Source organism: Aeromonas sp. QDB56 (assembly GCF_027705505.1).
GTDB lineage: Bacteria > Pseudomonadota > Gammaproteobacteria > Enterobacterales > Aeromonadaceae > Aeromonas > Aeromonas caviae.
Genome location: NZ_JAPDBZ010000009.1, coordinates 18,310 through 32,911 on the forward strand (window position 1 = coordinate 18,310; position 14,602 = coordinate 32,911).

The 14,602-nt window shown below is 62.4% G+C and carries 14 protein-coding genes; 3 read left to right on the forward strand and 11 right to left on the reverse strand.

Features of this window, described 5'->3' with window-relative positions:
- Window positions 1-198 precede the first annotated feature (198 nt).
- Complete coding sequence (gene ispB / locus OKB81_RS02705) at window positions 199-1,170, forward strand: octaprenyl diphosphate synthase (protein ID WP_119197356.1); 972 nt, start codon at window positions 199-201, stop codon at window positions 1,168-1,170.
- 88 nt (window positions 1,171-1,258) lie between these two features.
- Here ispB and OKB81_RS02710 read toward each other — a convergent pair whose 3' ends face one another.
- The 10 genes from OKB81_RS02710 to OKB81_RS02755 all read right to left on the reverse strand — a co-directional run bounded on the left by OKB81_RS02710 (window position 1,259) and on the right by OKB81_RS02755 (window position 11,891).
- Complete coding sequence (locus OKB81_RS02710) at window positions 1,259-1,447, reverse strand: DUF2065 domain-containing protein (RefSeq protein WP_270669968.1); 189 nt, start codon at window positions 1,445-1,447, stop codon at window positions 1,259-1,261.
- Between the two features lie 91 nt (window positions 1,448-1,538).
- Window positions 1,539-2,423: a protease modulator HflC gene (gene hflC / locus OKB81_RS02715; protein ID WP_010673196.1), complete on the reverse strand. Its 885-nt coding sequence runs from the start codon at window positions 2,421-2,423 to the stop codon at window positions 1,539-1,541.
- A 3-nt stretch (window positions 2,424-2,426) separates the two neighbouring features.
- Window positions 2,427-3,578 (reverse strand): FtsH protease activity modulator HflK, encoded by a 1,152-nt coding sequence (gene hflK, locus OKB81_RS02720; RefSeq protein ID WP_010673195.1) that lies wholly within the window; start codon window positions 3,576-3,578, stop codon window positions 2,427-2,429.
- Window positions 3,579-3,671: 93 nt separating this feature from the next.
- The gene (hflX, locus tag OKB81_RS02725; RefSeq protein ID WP_010673194.1) at window positions 3,672-4,958 is read right to left on the reverse strand and encodes a ribosome rescue GTPase HflX; all 1,287 of its coding nucleotides are present in this window, start codon (window positions 4,956-4,958) and stop codon (window positions 3,672-3,674) included.
- A gap of 63 nt (window positions 4,959-5,021) precedes the next feature.
- Window positions 5,022-5,285 (reverse strand): RNA chaperone Hfq, encoded by a 264-nt coding sequence (hfq, locus tag OKB81_RS02730; RefSeq protein ID WP_011704864.1) that lies wholly within the window; start codon window positions 5,283-5,285, stop codon window positions 5,022-5,024.
- A gap of 72 nt (window positions 5,286-5,357) precedes the next feature.
- Entirely contained in the window at window positions 5,358-6,275 is a 918-nt protein-coding gene (miaA, locus tag OKB81_RS02735) for a tRNA (adenosine(37)-N6)-dimethylallyltransferase MiaA (RefSeq protein ID WP_119197807.1), read from the reverse strand.
- Between the two features lie 92 nt (window positions 6,276-6,367).
- Window positions 6,368-8,251, reverse strand: coding sequence for a DNA mismatch repair endonuclease MutL (gene mutL / locus OKB81_RS02740; protein ID WP_119197354.1), 1,884 nt, complete (start codon window positions 8,249-8,251; stop codon window positions 6,368-6,370).
- 105 nt (window positions 8,252-8,356) lie between these two features.
- Window positions 8,357-9,874 carry an N-acetylmuramoyl-L-alanine amidase gene (locus OKB81_RS02745; protein WP_202395083.1) on the reverse strand — a complete coding sequence of 506 codons (1,518 nt, stop codon included), beginning with the start codon at window positions 9,872-9,874 and terminating at the stop codon, window positions 8,357-8,359.
- Window positions 9,875-9,897: 23 nt separating this feature from the next.
- Entirely contained in the window at window positions 9,898-10,371 is a 474-nt protein-coding gene (tsaE, locus tag OKB81_RS02750; RefSeq protein WP_109111729.1) for a tRNA (adenosine(37)-N6)-threonylcarbamoyltransferase complex ATPase subunit type 1 TsaE, read from the reverse strand.
- Between the two features lie 17 nt (window positions 10,372-10,388).
- Window positions 10,389-11,891 (reverse strand): NAD(P)H-hydrate dehydratase, encoded by a 1,503-nt coding sequence (locus OKB81_RS02755; protein WP_270669969.1) that lies wholly within the window; start codon window positions 11,889-11,891, stop codon window positions 10,389-10,391.
- Window positions 11,892-11,990: 99 nt separating this feature from the next.
- On the opposite strand from OKB81_RS02755, the gene queG reads away from it, so the two are divergent.
- Together queG and ppgK are read left to right on the forward strand one after the other, a co-directional pair.
- Window positions 11,991-13,145, forward strand: a complete 1,155-nt coding sequence (gene queG / locus OKB81_RS02760) for a tRNA epoxyqueuosine(34) reductase QueG (protein ID WP_160837497.1) — start codon at window positions 11,991-11,993, stop codon at window positions 13,143-13,145.
- Between the two features lie 83 nt (window positions 13,146-13,228).
- On the forward strand, window positions 13,229-13,972 hold the full coding sequence (gene ppgK, locus OKB81_RS02765; protein ID WP_010673187.1) for a polyphosphate--glucose phosphotransferase: 744 nt from the start codon (window positions 13,229-13,231) through the stop codon (window positions 13,970-13,972).
- A gap of 52 nt (window positions 13,973-14,024) precedes the next feature.
- Here the strand turns inward: ppgK and OKB81_RS02770 are convergent, their stop codons facing one another.
- Entirely contained in the window at window positions 14,025-14,480 is a 456-nt protein-coding gene (locus tag OKB81_RS02770; protein WP_010673186.1) for a hypothetical protein, read from the reverse strand.
- Between the last annotated feature and the right edge of the window lie 122 nt (window positions 14,481-14,602).

A 14,602-nucleotide genomic window follows, 5' to 3' on the forward strand; every position in this document is an offset into this window, starting at 1 on the left:
CGCACAAAAACCTATAACAATGGGCGGGCATTCTACGCAGAACGATTTGCCGAGGCAAGGCCAATTTAGCAAAAAGTTTATTTTGTGCGCATATCTGCCCCCGTGAATAAACGCCTAACTGTAACCCATTGTGAAATCGTGTAGAATCCCCGCCATTGCTAAAAACGCAGTAAATGCTGCCGTCACGTTACGAGACTTATGGACCAACAGACTATCCGTGCGCTCTGTGCCGCCGACATGACGGCGGTCAATGAACTGATCCTGACGAGACTCCAGTCCGATGTCAGCCTGATCAACAAGCTGGGTTTCTATATTGTCAGTGCAGGCGGAAAACGGATGCGCCCCATGCTGACCGTGATGGCCGCACGCGCACTGGGCTATGAGGGTGAAGATCACCTGAAACTGGCCGCCATCATCGAGTTCATTCACACCTCCACCCTGCTGCACGACGACGTGGTCGACGAATCCGACCTGCGCCGCGGCCGGGAAACCGCCAACGCCCTGTTTGGCAACGCCGCCAGCGTTCTGGTGGGTGACTACCTCTATAGCCGCTCCTTCCAGATGATGAGCGAACTCTCCAACCTGAAGGTGATGGAGATCCTCTCCGATGCCACCAACACCATCGCCGAAGGCGAAGTGCTGCAGCTGATGAACTGCAACGATCCGGATACCACGGAAGAGAGCTACATGACGGTCATCTACTGCAAGACCGCCAAGCTGTTTGAAGCCGCGACCCGACTCGCCGCCGTGCTGACCCATCAGCCCGAGCCCGTCGAGCAGGCCATGACCGACTACGGCAAGTACCTGGGTACCGCGTTCCAGATCATCGACGACGTGATGGACTACTGCTCCCAGAGCGAGGAGATGGGCAAGAACGTGGGTGACGATCTGGCCGAAGGCAAGCCGACCCTGCCGCTGTTGCGCGCCATGGAAGTGGGTACCCCGGAAGAGCGTCAACTGGTGCGCGATGCCATCGAGCACCGCAACGGTATGGATCATCTGGAGCGTATTCTGGGCATCCTGGATCGCACCGGAGCTCTCGAATACTCCCGCCAGCGAGCTCGGGAAGAGGCTGACAAGGCCATCGCCGCCCTCGCCATCCTGCCTGACTCCCGGCACAAGCAAGCGCTGGAGACCCTGGCCCACATGGCGGTGCAGCGCAGCGCCTGATGCCAGCCGGCGGACAATAAAAAAGAGGCCCTCTGGCCTCTTTTTTATTGTCTGAATTCGCCGTGCCACTGTCGTATCAACACAGGTTCTAACAGGCCAACGCCCACAAGATGACGCCACCTGCCACCACCAGACAGCCGCCGATGCGGCGCAGCTGTTCCGGCGGCAACTCCCCGAGCAGGCGCAGCATCTGCTGCCATGCACTGGGAGCGAGCAAGGGCCCCAATCCTTCGAAGAGCAGCAGCAACCCCAGCCCCATCAACATGGATGTCAGCATCACCTCTCCCTATCCCTGTTCCCCTGCCGGTCTGTGGCCGGCAAACAAAAGGGCCTGAATCATCAGGCCCTTGGGTCATATCAACACATGTTTACTGCTTGTTGCCGTGCGGCGACTTGAGGTAGCGGAAGAACTCGCTGTCCGGTTTCAGGACCATGAGGTCGTTGCCACCGGCGAAGCTCTTGCGATAGGCCTCCATGCTGCGCACGAAACTGAAGAACTCCGGGTCCTTCTTGTAGCTGTCGGCATAGATCCTGGCGGCTTCGGCATCCCCTTCACCACGCAGTTGACGGGCATTACTCTCGGCGTCGGCGATCATCACGGTCACCTTGCGGTCGATGTCGGCACGCAGGATCTCGGCCTGCTCGCGGCCCTGTGAACGGTGTTCACGGGCAACCGCGGTCCGCTCGGCACGCATCCGCTGATAGATGGAGCTGGAAACTTCCACCGGCAGGTTGATCTGCTTGATGCGCACATCCACCACCTTGATGCCGAGCTCGGAGGAGCGCGCCATCTTCATCAGGGCATCTTCCATCACGGTACTGCGCTCGCCGGAGACGATGTCCTTGATGGTGCGGTTACCGATCTCGGAACGCAGGCCGTTGTTGATCTTGCGCTTGAGCAGGTCTTCAGCCTGGATCTTGTTGCCACCACCGGTCGCCAGGTAGTACTTGGAGAAGTCCTCGATCTTCCACTTCACGTAGGAGTCGATGATGAGGTCCTTCTTCTCGGACGTAACGAAGCGATCCGCCTGGCCTTCCAGAGTCTGGATGCGGGCATCCATCTTGCGTACCTGGTCGATGAGCGGCACCTTGAAGTGCAGACCCGGCTCGTACAGGCGCGGTTCACCGGAGTCGACCCGTTTCACCTTGCCAAACTGCACCACGATCCCCTTCTGTCCTTCATCGACGATGAAGATGGAAGAGAAGCAGACCATGGCGGCCACAGCGATGACACCAATAGCTAGCTTTTTCATCTATCAGTTTCTCCCTGTGCTGAAACGATCACCGCCACGCAGCGGGGTCGGAGTGGAGTTGGCCCCTTCGTTGGACGGCTGGGCCGCCTCGACTGCCGGGGTGCCCGCAGGACGTGCCGGTTGCACGGCATTCGCCTTGCCAGAGAGCTTGTCGAGCGGCAGATAGATCATGCTGTTGTTGCCAGCCGGCATGTCGACCACCACCTTGTTGGCCTGCTGATAGAGCTCTTCCATGGTTTCCAGGTAGATACGATCACGGGTCAGCTCGGGCGCGGCCTGATACTGGGGCAGTAGCTCGTTGAAGCGAGCGACTTCACCCTTGGCCTTCAACACGATCTGGGACTTGTAGGCTTCGGCCTCCTGCTCCAGACGTTTGACCTGGCCACGAGCCTTGGGCTCCACTTCACGGGCATAGGCTTCCGCTTCACGGATAAAACGCTGCTCATCTTCCTGGGCGGAGATGGCGTCATCAAACGCATCCTTCACCTCTTCCGGCGGACGCGCCGGCAGGAAGTTGACGTCCACGATCTGCAGACCCATCTGATAGGGCTCGATGATGCTGTCGATCACCTGCCAGGTTTCCTGACGCACCTTCTCACGACCCGTGGTCAGCACATCGTCCATCCGGGTGTGACCCACCACGTAGCGCAGGGCGCTGTCGGTGGCCTGGCTCAGGCTCTCGTCGGCGTTGGTCACGCTGAACAGGTACTGCTCGGGATCGACCACGCGATACTGCACGTCCATCTCGACCCGTACCACGTTCTCATCCTGGGTCAGCATGAAACCGGACGCCGGCAGGGAACGGACAGACTCCACGTCCACCGGGATCACCCGGTCGATGAAGGTCGGTTTCCAGCGCAGGCCGGGATCCACGTTGTGGGAGTATTCGCCAAAGCGCAGCACCACGCCTCGCTCGGCTTCGCGAATGGTGTAGAAGCCGCTGACGACCCACACCACCACGGCCACCACCAAGGCGATGGAGAGGCCGAACTTGCCGACGTCACCACCACCGGATTTGCCACCACCGAGCAGACCGCCAAAACGACGGCTCACCTTGCGAAGCATCTCGTCCAGATCAGGGGGGCCCTGATTCTTGCCGTTGTTCCCCCAGGGGTCACGGTCTTTGCCATTGTTACCAGGCTCATTCCAAGCCATCAGCGTCTCCATTAATACATGCGGATGGATATCATCTCTATCGGGCCACAGAGGGGCGATGAAGTCAGCAAACCAGTTATGTTCATCGACCCATCAATGCCTGATAAAGCGTTGTAAACTCTCACCTTCTTGTTTCATGAGGCGGTTCCAGTCAGCCAGTTGCAGGCGAACTTCCAGCACAAAGTCCCCCTCCTCGCTGAAACCTTCCTGCTCGATACCTTTCAGCCGATAGAGCGCACTGCGCAGTCTGGCGGCGGAAGGGGGCAGTTGCAGGGTGTGATGCACCATGGAGCCGGCCAGCAGTTCGGTCAGTGCCTGGAACAGGTATTCACTGCCCTCGCCAGTCTGGGCCGACAACCAGACTCGCACCGGTCGTCCAGCCTCATCCCGTTCAAGACCAGCCGGACGATCCCCCAGCTTGTCGATCTTGTTGCAGATCATCAGTTGGGGACGGTCATCCGCCTCGATCTCGGCCAGCACACGCTGGACCGACTCGATATTCTCCTGCATCTGTTCATCGGCACAGTCCACCACGTGCAGCAGCAGGTCCGCTTCGCGAGTCTCCTGCAGGGTCGCCTTGAAGGCCGCGACCAGATCATGGGGCAAGTGCCGAATAAATCCAACTGTATCCGCCAGGATCACATCACCCACATCCTGGATCACCAATTTGCGCAGGGTGGGGTCCAGGGTTGCGAACAATTGGTCGGCAGCATACACGCTGGCATCTGTAAGTTGGTTGAACAAAGTGGATTTTCCGGCGTTGGTATACCCCACCAGAGAAACGGTCGGCACTTCGTTGCGGTTGCGGGCACGGCGCCCCTGCTCCCGCTGCTTGGCCACCTTGTCGAGGCGGCGCAAAATGGCCTTGATGCGCTCACGCAGCAGGCGTCGGTCGGTTTCAAGCTGGGTTTCACCCGGGCCGCGCAGACCGATCCCCCCCTTTTGTCGCTCAAGGTGGGTCCAGCCTCGCACCAGACGAGTGGAAAGATGGCGCAACTGGGCCAGTTCGACCTGCAACTTGCCTTCGTGAGTGCGGGCGCGCTGGGCGAAGATATCGAGGATAAGGCCTGTTCTGTCCACGACCCGGCACTGGAACAGACGCTCCAGGTTGCGCTCCTGGGCGGGGGTCAGGGCATGGTTGAAGATGACCACGTCGGCGTCCAGCATCTGGACCTGGGACGCGATCTCTTCCGCCTTGCCGCTGCCGACAAAAAATTTGGCGCTGGGTGCGCTGCGACTGGTGGTGATCACCCCCAGTGCATTGACCCCGGCCGAGCTCACCAGCATCTTGAGCTCGTCCAGATCCTCCCGCTCGCCCTCATCGCTGAAGTTGACATGTACCAGAACGGCCTGTTCACCAGCTTCGTAACGGTCAAACAAGCGCTTGCTCCTTGACAGGTATCATGATGGATCTGAGTTGGCGAGTGAACTCGCCGCAGGATATCACGCCTCGGCTTCACCCTGCTCTTCACCGGCGGCGCCCGGGGCGTGCTGGTGATGGTTGACGGCACGGGCCGGCACCACGGTGGAAATGGCGTGCTTGTAGACCATCTGGCTCACGGTGTTCTTCAGCAGAATGACAAACTGGTCAAACGATTCGATCTGACCCTGCAGTTTGATACCGTTCACCAAATAGATAGAAACAGGAATACGCTCACGGCGCAGCGCATTCAAAAACGGGTCTTGGAGAGATTGCCCCTTAGCCATCTTTCTTTTCCTTATAGTTTGTTGTTTTTAAACACCGGATATTCAATATAACAACCTGATTATACAGGAGTGTCAAGCCGGACCAGCTTGGGCGACGACCCTGGCCAGATTGCCAGACTCACCAGATTCCAACCAGGTCACATCAGGCCAACCGCGCAACCAGGTCATCTGACGCTTGGCCAACTGGCGGGTGGCAACAATACCGCGATAACGCATCTCATCATACTCGACTTCCCCCGCCAGGTAGTCCCACATTTGGCGGTATCCCACGCAGCGAATGGAGGGAAGATCCGGGGTAAGATCCCCCCGCTCGTAAAGCGCCCTGACCTCCTGCTCGAAGCCGCTGCCCAGCATCTTGTCAAACCGCTGTTCGATGCGCTGGTGCAGCACGGCCCGATCCCTCGGCGCGATGGCAAACTGCAGCGCCCGGTAGGGCAGCCCCTCTCCCTGTACCTGGGTCAGCTCGGTGAGGGTCTTGCCGCTGATGCGGTAAACCTCGAGCGCCCGGCACAGGCGCTGGGGATCGTTGGGGTGGATGCGTGCACCGGCCACCGGGTCGATGCGCACCAGTTCGTCGTGCAGCGCCTGCCAGCCGAGGCGGGCAGCATCTTCCTCGATGCCGGCCCGAATGGTGGGATCGGCGGAAGGCAGCGGAGAAAGCCCCTCCAGCAGCGCCTTGAAATAGAGCATGGTGCCGCCCACCAGCAGCGGAATGCGGCCACGGTCGGCGATCTCTTTCATCTCCCGCAGGGCATCCTTGCAAAAATCCGCCGCCGAATAGCTCATGGCGGGATCCAGGATGTCGATCAGCCGATGCGGGGCCTGCGCCAGCTCGGCTGGCGTCGGCTTGGCGGTGCCTATGTCCATGCCGCGATAGATGAGCGCAGAGTCCACGCTGATGATGTCGCAGGGCAGGGCCTGGCACAGTTCAATGGCGAGATCCGTCTTGCCGGAGGCCGTCGGCCCCATCAGAAAAATTGCAGTCGGCAAGTCAGCCACGTTAAACACTCCCTTCGGCCGCCCCTTCACGGGCGAGCCGGCATAAAACTGGTCATATGGATGCAACAGACGACGAGACGCCGTCAGTTGCCATCGGCAAACTCGGCCAGCACGTTCGCCAGCGACAACGGGCGCACCATGCGAACGTCTGCCAGTTGGTCACTGAAATCGGCAACAAGTTCCGTCAACAACCGGGTGGCAGTGGCAAAATCGTATATTTTTTCGTCACTTATGCCTTGTTCCACCAACCACTGGCATAGTACCCCAGCCTGCGCGTCGGCATCACTGTCAGATCCGCTCTCGACCAGTTGCAACAATTCGGGTAAGAGGCGGGCCAGATCGGTCTGGCGCAGCAGGGCGGGCACCCGAGTCAGGATCATGGTGTCGCGCCCCCCGCTTTTCAACTCCAGCCCCATGCGTTTGAGCAGGCGTTCCCGCTCCTCCACCAGGGCTACCAGGTTTTTCGGCAACTTGAAGGAGACCGGCAGCAATAGAGGCTGGGCCGCCAGCCCCTGGCCCCAGGCATCCAGCAGCCAGTGGCGCAACAACAGACGCTCGGCGCGCACCAGGGAGAGCAGCGCCAGCTGCCCCTGACGCTCCATCAGCAGATAGGCCTGCTCGACCAGGCTCAGGGCGCGCCACTCCCCCGTTCGGGCTGGCGTCTCGACGGCACCGCTCTCGGCTCCGGGCCGGGATGCCGGCGTCGCCACCTCGGGCAGGGTGGTGAGCAAGGCGCCCATGCCTCGCATCGCGGCCCGGCTCGGGGGTTCGGGAGGCTGGTAGTGTCCTCCCCTGCCACCACCGCCTTCCCGCACGCCGTCGCCATCTCGTGCAGGGGCAGGAGCCCGATAGCCGTGTTCGGCACCGTACCACTCGGTGCGCGGCGCCTGACCCGGATAGGTGATCTCCGGGCTGCCCGGCAGCTCGACCTGGGTCTCGGCCAGGGGTTCATCGGTGGCGCTCCCTGCTCCGTCCTGGCGCAGGGCGGTAAACAGCGCCTGGAAGATAAAATCGTGGATGAGACGCGCCTGATGGAAACGCACTTCGTGCTTGGCCGGATGGACGTTGACGTCCACCTGGCGGGGATCCAGCTCGATATAAAGCACATAGGCCGCGAAGCGATCGGCGGGCAGCAGCTCGTCATAGGCCTGGCGGATGGCGTGATTGATGAGCTTGTCCCGCATCATGCGGCCATTGACATAAGTGTATTGCAGGTCGTTCTGCGGCCTGGCCCCTGCCGGAGTGGCCAGCCAGCCCCACAACCGCACGTCGCTGTGTTCGCTCGATACCGCCAGGGCATGGTGCATGAAGGGGGAGCCGCAGACGGCGGCAAGGCGGCGCTCCTGCTCCGCCACCGTGTTGGCCGCCTTGTACTGGCGCACCACTTTGCCGTTGTGACGCAGGATCAGGGTGGCGTCGAAGCGGGAGAGCGCGATGCGGCGCACCAGTTCGTCGATGTGGGCAAATTCGGTCTTTTCGCTGCGCATGAACTTGCGCCGCGCCGGGGTGTTGAAGAAGAGATCCACCACCTCCACCGTGGTGCCCACCGGGTGGGCCGCCGGCTTGACGGTGACGCTCATCTCACGCCCTTCCGCCTGGGCCTGCCAGGCCTCGCTCTGCTCTGCCGTACGGGAGGTGAAGGTGAGGCGGGAGACGGAGCTGATGGAGGCGAGCGCCTCCCCGCGAAAGCCCAGGCTGTTGATCCCTTCCAGATCGTCCAGGGTCGCCACCTTGGAGGTGGCGTGGCGCGACAGCGCCAGCACCAGCTCATCCCTGGCGACACCGCAGCCGTTGTCACGAATGCGGATAAGCTTGGCGCCTCCCTTGTCGATGTCGATCTCGACCCGGTCAGCCCCCGCATCCAGGCTGTTTTCCACCAGCTCCTTGACCACGGAGGAGGGCCGCTCCACCACCTCACCGGCAGCAATCTGGTTGGCCAGAATCGGCGGCAATATACGGATTGGCATCGCTTGCTCCTGCAGATGAAAAAGGGGAAGAGGTGGACCTGGCGCCATCAATGCTCACCGCCCCTCCCTGCCATCGGCAGAGAAGGGCGGCGTTCTTCACCCGCGCTATTTTCGCGGAATATAGAGCACCTGCCCTATCTGGATGTCCCGCGACTTAAGCTTGTTGATCTCCACCAGTCGCGCCTGACTCACCCCATGTTTCTCGGCGAGCCGGGAGAGACTCTGACCACGGGTGACCACGTGGCGGATCATGTTGGACTTGTCGTTGCTCTGCACGCTGGCTACCGGCGCACTCGGCTCCTGGGCTGCGACCTTGTAAGGTTTGATCACGCCGGCACCGGAGGCGCTGCCGACGCTGCTGACCGGGGCGCCGCCCTCACCGACGCGATAGGGCTCGCTCGCCGGCATCCGGTTGGTCACGACCTGCTGCGTTGGCTGGGCAGCCGGCTTGCTGACAGCGACCGGCTTGTTGGCAGGCGCCTGACGCGGCGGGGCAGCAACCTGGCCCTTGCCGGTGAGCATGGGCCCCTTGGTCGGATGACTGCGGTAATAGTTGCGGATCCCCTCGAAGATGGCCCGGGCCAGCTGATCCTGATAGCTGGCGGTGGCCAGCAGTTTCTCCTCGGCGTGGTTCGAGATAAAGCCCGTCTCCACCAGTACCGAGGGGATGTCCGGCGCCTTCAGCACCGCCAGACTCGCATGTTCCGGCGCCTTCTTGTGCAATCTGGCCACCCGCCCGAGCGAGCGCAGGATCTGGCGGCTGACGTCATAGCCTTCGGCCCTGGACTTGTCCATGGAGAGATCCAGGAAGGTCTGCGCCAGATAGGGGTTGGGATCAGACTCGGCCAATACCTTGCCAACGCCTCCCAGCAGTTCCCCCTGTTTCTCCTGCTTCTCGAGCCAGCTACCCATCTCGCGGTTGGCGCGGTTGGTCGACAGCACCCAGACGGAGGCGCCGCGAGGAGTCGAGTTGTGGAAGCTGTCGGCATGCACTGACACCAGCAGGTCTGCCTTGGCCTTGCGGGCAATCTCGGAGCGTTTGTTGAGATCGACGAAGTAGTCGCCACGGCGGGTCAGCACGGCGCGCATGCCGGGCTCCCGGTCGATGAGGGTCGCCAGCTTCTGGGAGACCGCCAGGGTCACCCGTTTCTCGTAGGTGCGGCGCGGGCCGATGGAGCCCGGGTCTTCCCCGCCGTGACCAGGATCGATGGCGATGACGATGGCCTTGCCGTGCCCCCCGACGGGAGCGGGCTGCGCCGCAGCGCTCCCCTTCTCTTCATAGGGAAGATCGATCACCAGACGGTGGCCATAGGGACCTGCCGGCGCCAGCGGGAAGACCACCGGCTTGATGGCAGAGCCGAGATCCAGCACCAGTCGCAGGCCGCCCTTCTCCAGCGGCGTGCTCTCGCGGATCTTGCGCACCAGCTCGCTCTTGTTCTCGATGCGGGCCAGGTTGGTGGCGTTGCTCGCCCCTTTCAGGTCGATGACCAGACGGTTCGGACCGGTCAGGGTGAAGTAGTTGAAATTGGGGGCGCTGCTCATGTCGAGCACCACCCGGGTGTTGTCCGGTGATGGCCACACCCGCACACTCTTGAGCTGATTGGCCCAGGTGGGCAATGCCATCAGGGAGAGAACAAAAACAAGGATCACGCGCACTGAGATGACAACCGTTCCAGAATGGCTTCGCCGATAGCAGTGCGGGCATCAATCTGCACCGCGCGCTGCTCGTTTGCATAACTCAGGGTGATCTCGAGATCCGGGGCTGGCAGCCAGCCCTCGCCCTTCTCTGGCCACTCCACCAGGCAGAGGGTATCGGCGGCGAAATAGTCGCGAATGCCCATGAACTCCAGCTCTTCCGGGTCGGCCAGTCGATAGAGATCGAAGTGATAGACCTGCCACTGGGCAAGCTCATAGGGCTCCACCAGGGTATAGGTCGGACTCTTGACCTTGCCCTCATGACCCAGTCCCTGCACCCAGCCTCGGGTCAGGGTGGTTTTGCCGGCCCCGAGGGCACCGTGCAGAAATACCGTGGTGGCCTGTTGGCACGCCTTTGCCAGACGGCCACCCAGCGCCACTGTTGCTGCCTCGTCCGGCAGTGTCATCATCAAGGTTTTTGCCATGTTCTTCTTGTTACTTGTTACTGTGTCGGATTGACCAGACGACGGATCCAGGGCAGCAGATCCGATGCCAGCATGCCCCTCTCACCCTCGGCAGCGGCCAGATCGGCGGCCTCTGCGTGGATCACGGCCCCGAGTCGGGTGGCCATGCCCGCAGACCAGCCCTGAGCCAGAAGGGCGGCGATTATACCAGACAAGAGGTCACCCATGCCGCCACTGGCCATGCCGGGGTTGCCCTCGTCGCACAGGGAAATGCGCCTGCCGTCGCAGATGAGCGACCCCGCCCCCTTGAGCAACACCACACCACCGTAGCGCTGTTGCAGTCGCGAGACGGCCGCAAACCTGTCCCCCTCGACCTCGGCGATGGAGCAACCCAGCAGGCGAGCCGCCTCCCCGGGGTGGGGCGTGAGCACCCAATTATCCTGATGACGGGGGGCCTGCGCCAGCCAATTCAATCCATCGGCGTCCAATACCAGTGGCACGGCGGCTCCGATGCCCTGTTCGAACCGGGCCCGGCCCCACCCATCCTGACCGAGCCCGGGGCCCAGTACCTGCACCGATGCCCACCCTTCATCCATGTCCGCCGGGCATCCCATCAGCTCGGGTTGAACCAGGCTGGCCGCCGGGCAATCCGGGTGCTGGCGCAGGCGTACCAATCCCGCCCCCGCCCGCAGGCAGGCCTGACCCGCCAGCAGAATGGCCCCCTGCATGCCGAGGTTCCCCCCCGTCAGCAGTACCTTGCCGCTGTGTCCCTTGTGAGCCGAGCGCCTGCGCGGGGTCAGCAACCCCTTGAGGCTGGGATAATCGATCCGCTCGGCAGCGGGAACCCGTTCCTCCCCCGGCGTCACTCCCAGGGGATCCCGGTCGAGGTGGCCGATTCCGTCCACCCCGTCGGCGGTGAGCATGCCCTGCTTGATGCCGATGAAAGTGAGGGTGCGGGTGGCACGCACCAGTGCGCCCATGGCGCGGCCGGTGTCGGCATTGAGACCGGAGGGGAGATCCACCGCCAGCACGGGCGCGTTCAAGCCATTGATTGTTGCGACGATCTTTGTCATTGACGAGGAGAGGGGAAGCTGGACGCCGGTACCGAGCAGTGCGTCTATGACCAGATCCGGCGGCGGCAGCGTGGCGGGCAGCAGATCCTCGGCCATGGTCACGCTCCCCCCCGATGCGAGCCACTCTTCGGCAGCCCGCCTGGCATCTCCCCTCAGCAGGCCGGGAGCCCGGGCGGCAATCACCAGAGGTTCGAGGCCGATGCGCCGGGCAAGGCGGGCCAGCACGTAGCCATCCCCACCGTTGTTGCCAGGGCCGACGAAGATCCACCACTGGCGGCTGTCGGGCCAGTGGTGACAGGCATAGTTGCACAGCGCATTCCCGGCCCGCTCCATCAGCACATAGAGGGGCAACCCCTCCTGCTCGGCCCAGCGCCGTTCCATGCTGCGGATCTGCTCGGCCCGCCACAGGGGTTGTGCTAGACTCTCCCACTCATTTTTGCGGATAGCGTCCCCGAACACCTCTACCATGACGGCCCCCACGTTTCATCATCCCATGACCCGGCAACTGGCACGCCATATTGCCGCCCTGCGCCTGCCACACTCCTACAGGCAGAGGGGGGATGCTGCATGACGGCTGCCGAACTTGCGCAACTGGCCCACGATATCAAGCTCTGGGCAAGGGAGCTAGGATTTGACCAGGTCGGCATCGCCGACACCGACCTCACCCTGGAAGAGCCAAGGTTGCAGGCCTGGCTGGATGCCGGTTATCACGGGACCATGGACTACATGGCGCGCCACGGCATGATGAGGGCCCGCCCCCACGAGCTGTTGCCGGACACCTTGCGGGTCATCTCGGTGCGGATGAACTACCTCCCGTTCGAGGCGGGCTTTGCCGCCACCCTGCGCAATCCCACCCTCGGCTACATCAGCCGCTATGCCCTCGGCCGCGACTACCACAAGGTGCTGCGCAACCGGCTCAAACAGTTGGGGGAGCGCATCGAGCTGCGGTGCGAAACCCTGTTGCAGGCGGCGGGACAAACCCTGGGCGAGTGGCGCCCCTTCGTCGACTCGGCCCCTATTCTGGAAAGGCCGCTAGCGGCCAAGGCGGGCCTTGGCTGGGTGGGCAAGCACTCGCTGCTGATCAACGAGTCCGCCGGCTCCTTCTTCTTTCTGGGAGAATTGCTCATCGCCCTGCCGCTGCCCGTGGATACCCCGGTGGAGAAGGAGCTGTGTGGCAAGTGCGTGGCCTGCATCAATATCTGCCCCACCGGTGCCATCATCGCCCCCTATGTGGTAGACGGACGGCGCTGCATCTCCTATCTCACCATCGAGAACGACGGCCCCATTCCCGAGGAGTTCAGGCCGCTCATGGGCAATCGCATCTATGGCTGTGACGACTGCCAGCTCATCTGCCCCTGGAACCGCTATGCCAATGCCAGCCCGGAGCCCGACTTCAGCCCGCGCCCCAATCTGCACCGCCCGCCCCTCTTGACCTTGTGGGGCTGGAGCGAGGCCGAGTTTCTCAAGCACACGGAAGGCAGCCCCATCCGCCGCATCGGCTATCAGCGCTGGCGCCGCAACCTGGCGGTGGCCCTTGGCAACGGACCGGCCAGCAGCGAGGTCCTGGCCGCCCTGCAACAGGCGCTGCCTGAGGCGGCGCCCATGGTGGCCGAGCATATCGAGTGGGCGCTGGCGACCCTGGCCAGGCGTCAGCAGGAAGAGAATAAAAAGACGCGATTGCTGATCCGCTGCATCGAAAAAGGTCTGCCGGATCACGCATAAGTGATCTGGCCCTTGCCGGATCGCAGCCATTTTTTCATGCTCTGCCGACCATTGAACATCGGCACAATAAAAGGAAGATTCTGATGCAGATGCTGGGAGTAGATATTGGGGGGTCCGGGATCAAGGGCTGCCTGGTCGACACCGAAACCGGGGAGCTGATTGGCGAACGCCACCGCATCGCCACACCGCAACCGGCAACCCCGGCCGCCGTGGCACACACCCTCAAGGCGCTGGTCGAACACTTCCAATGGAAGGGTCCCGTGGGGTGCGGTTTTCCCGCCACCATCCACAACGGCATCGCCAAGAATGCCTCCAACATCGACAAGAGCTGGATTGAGACCGATGCCGCCCACCTGTTTGCCGATGTGACCGGCCTGCCCTGCCATGTCCTGAACGACGCCGATGCGGCCGGTCTGGCGGAGATGCGCTTTGGCACCGGGCAGGATCGCCAGGGCGTCATCATTCTCATCACCGTCGGCACCGGCATCGGTACCGCCGTCTTCGTCAATGGTCAGTTGCTGCCCAATACCGAGCTGGGTCACCTGATGCTGGAAGGCATGGTGGCCGAACACTATTGCTCCGATGCGGTGCGCAAGCGCGAGGATCTTTCCTGGGGCCGCTGGGGCAAACGTTTCAACAAATACCTGGCTCGCCTGGAGTTTCTGTTCTCCCCCGACCTCTTCATCCTGGGGGGCGGCAGCGCCGCCAAGCTCGACAAGTTCATCGACAAGATTGAGACCCGGGCTCCCCTGGTGGCGGCCGCGAACCTCAACCAGGCCGGCATCATAGGCGCCGCCCTCTATGGCGCGGCCCGGCAAGGGGGCTGACCGCCAGCAACATCAGAAGACCCGGCCCGTGCCGGGTCTCTCTCATCCGGGCTCAGAGATCGTCGAGGCGATGAGCACCGTGTACCAGACGGGTCAGGCGGGATTGGGCCATGGAGGCCAGGGCTTTCAGCAGCGCCGCCGTGTCGGGCGTGGGGCACTCCCGGGCCAGACGTTCCAGCTCGCCGATGAGCCTCTCCTCCTGGCGTGACACCAGGGCCACTATCTCCGCGGGCTGGGTTGTGGCGGGCAGTGCCAGACGATCCCCCTCGGCCAGCAGATCCTCGCCAAATCCCTGATCCAGCCAGGTCTCCTTCACCGCGCTTCCCATCTGCTCGCGATAATCGTGCAGATGAGCCGCCGCGGCATCCTCCCGCCCTTGCAAATAGGCCAGCAACATCCTGCTGCGCTCAGCATCCACCCGGGGGATCTGGCGCCCGTAAATGTGCCCTTGCCGATGATGAAGCTCCTCGAGATAGAGCATCAGGTCCTTGATCTGTTGGAATCGCATCTCGCCTCCCTCCTGGCATCTACCTGCAGCCAGTATAGGGAGCTGGCATGTCGACACGGCCACGAACTGGTCATTTATTGTTCTGCATCAAGGAGATGGAAAAGAAAACAGAAAAAGAGACG

What these genes read in the sequence shown, in the direction of transcription:
- ispB (WP_119197356.1), top strand. Translation starts at nt 199, where the DNA reads ATGGACCAACAGACTATCCGTGCGCTCTGTGCCGCCGACATGACGGCG.
- OKB81_RS02710 (WP_270669968.1), bottom strand. Translation starts at nt 1,447, where the DNA reads ATGCTGACATCCATGTTGATGGGGCTGGGGTTGCTGCTGCTCTTCGAA.
- hflC (WP_010673196.1), bottom strand. Translation starts at nt 2,423, where the DNA reads ATGAAAAAGCTAGCTATTGGTGTCATCGCTGTGGCCGCCATGGTCTGC.
- hflK (WP_010673195.1), bottom strand. Translation starts at nt 3,578, where the DNA reads ATGGCTTGGAATGAGCCTGGTAACAATGGCAAAGACCGTGACCCCTGG.
- hfq (WP_011704864.1), bottom strand. Translation starts at nt 5,285, where the DNA reads ATGGCTAAGGGGCAATCTCTCCAAGACCCGTTTTTGAATGCGCTGCGC.
- mutL (WP_119197354.1), bottom strand. Translation starts at nt 8,251, where the DNA reads ATGCCAATCCGTATATTGCCGCCGATTCTGGCCAACCAGATTGCTGCC.
- OKB81_RS02745 (WP_202395083.1), bottom strand. Translation starts at nt 9,874, where the DNA reads ATGGCATTGCCCACCTGGGCCAATCAGCTCAAGAGTGTGCGGGTGTGG.
- tsaE (WP_109111729.1), bottom strand. Translation starts at nt 10,371, where the DNA reads ATGGCAAAAACCTTGATGATGACACTGCCGGACGAGGCAGCAACAGTG.
- OKB81_RS02755 (WP_270669969.1), bottom strand. Translation starts at nt 11,891, where the DNA reads ATGGTAGAGGTGTTCGGGGACGCTATCCGCAAAAATGAGTGGGAGAGT.
- queG (WP_160837497.1), top strand. Translation starts at nt 11,991, where the DNA reads ATGACGGCTGCCGAACTTGCGCAACTGGCCCACGATATCAAGCTCTGG.
- ppgK (WP_010673187.1), top strand. Translation starts at nt 13,229, where the DNA reads ATGCAGATGCTGGGAGTAGATATTGGGGGGTCCGGGATCAAGGGCTGC.
- OKB81_RS02770 (WP_010673186.1), bottom strand. Translation starts at nt 14,480, where the DNA reads ATGCGATTCCAACAGATCAAGGACCTGATGCTCTATCTCGAGGAGCTT.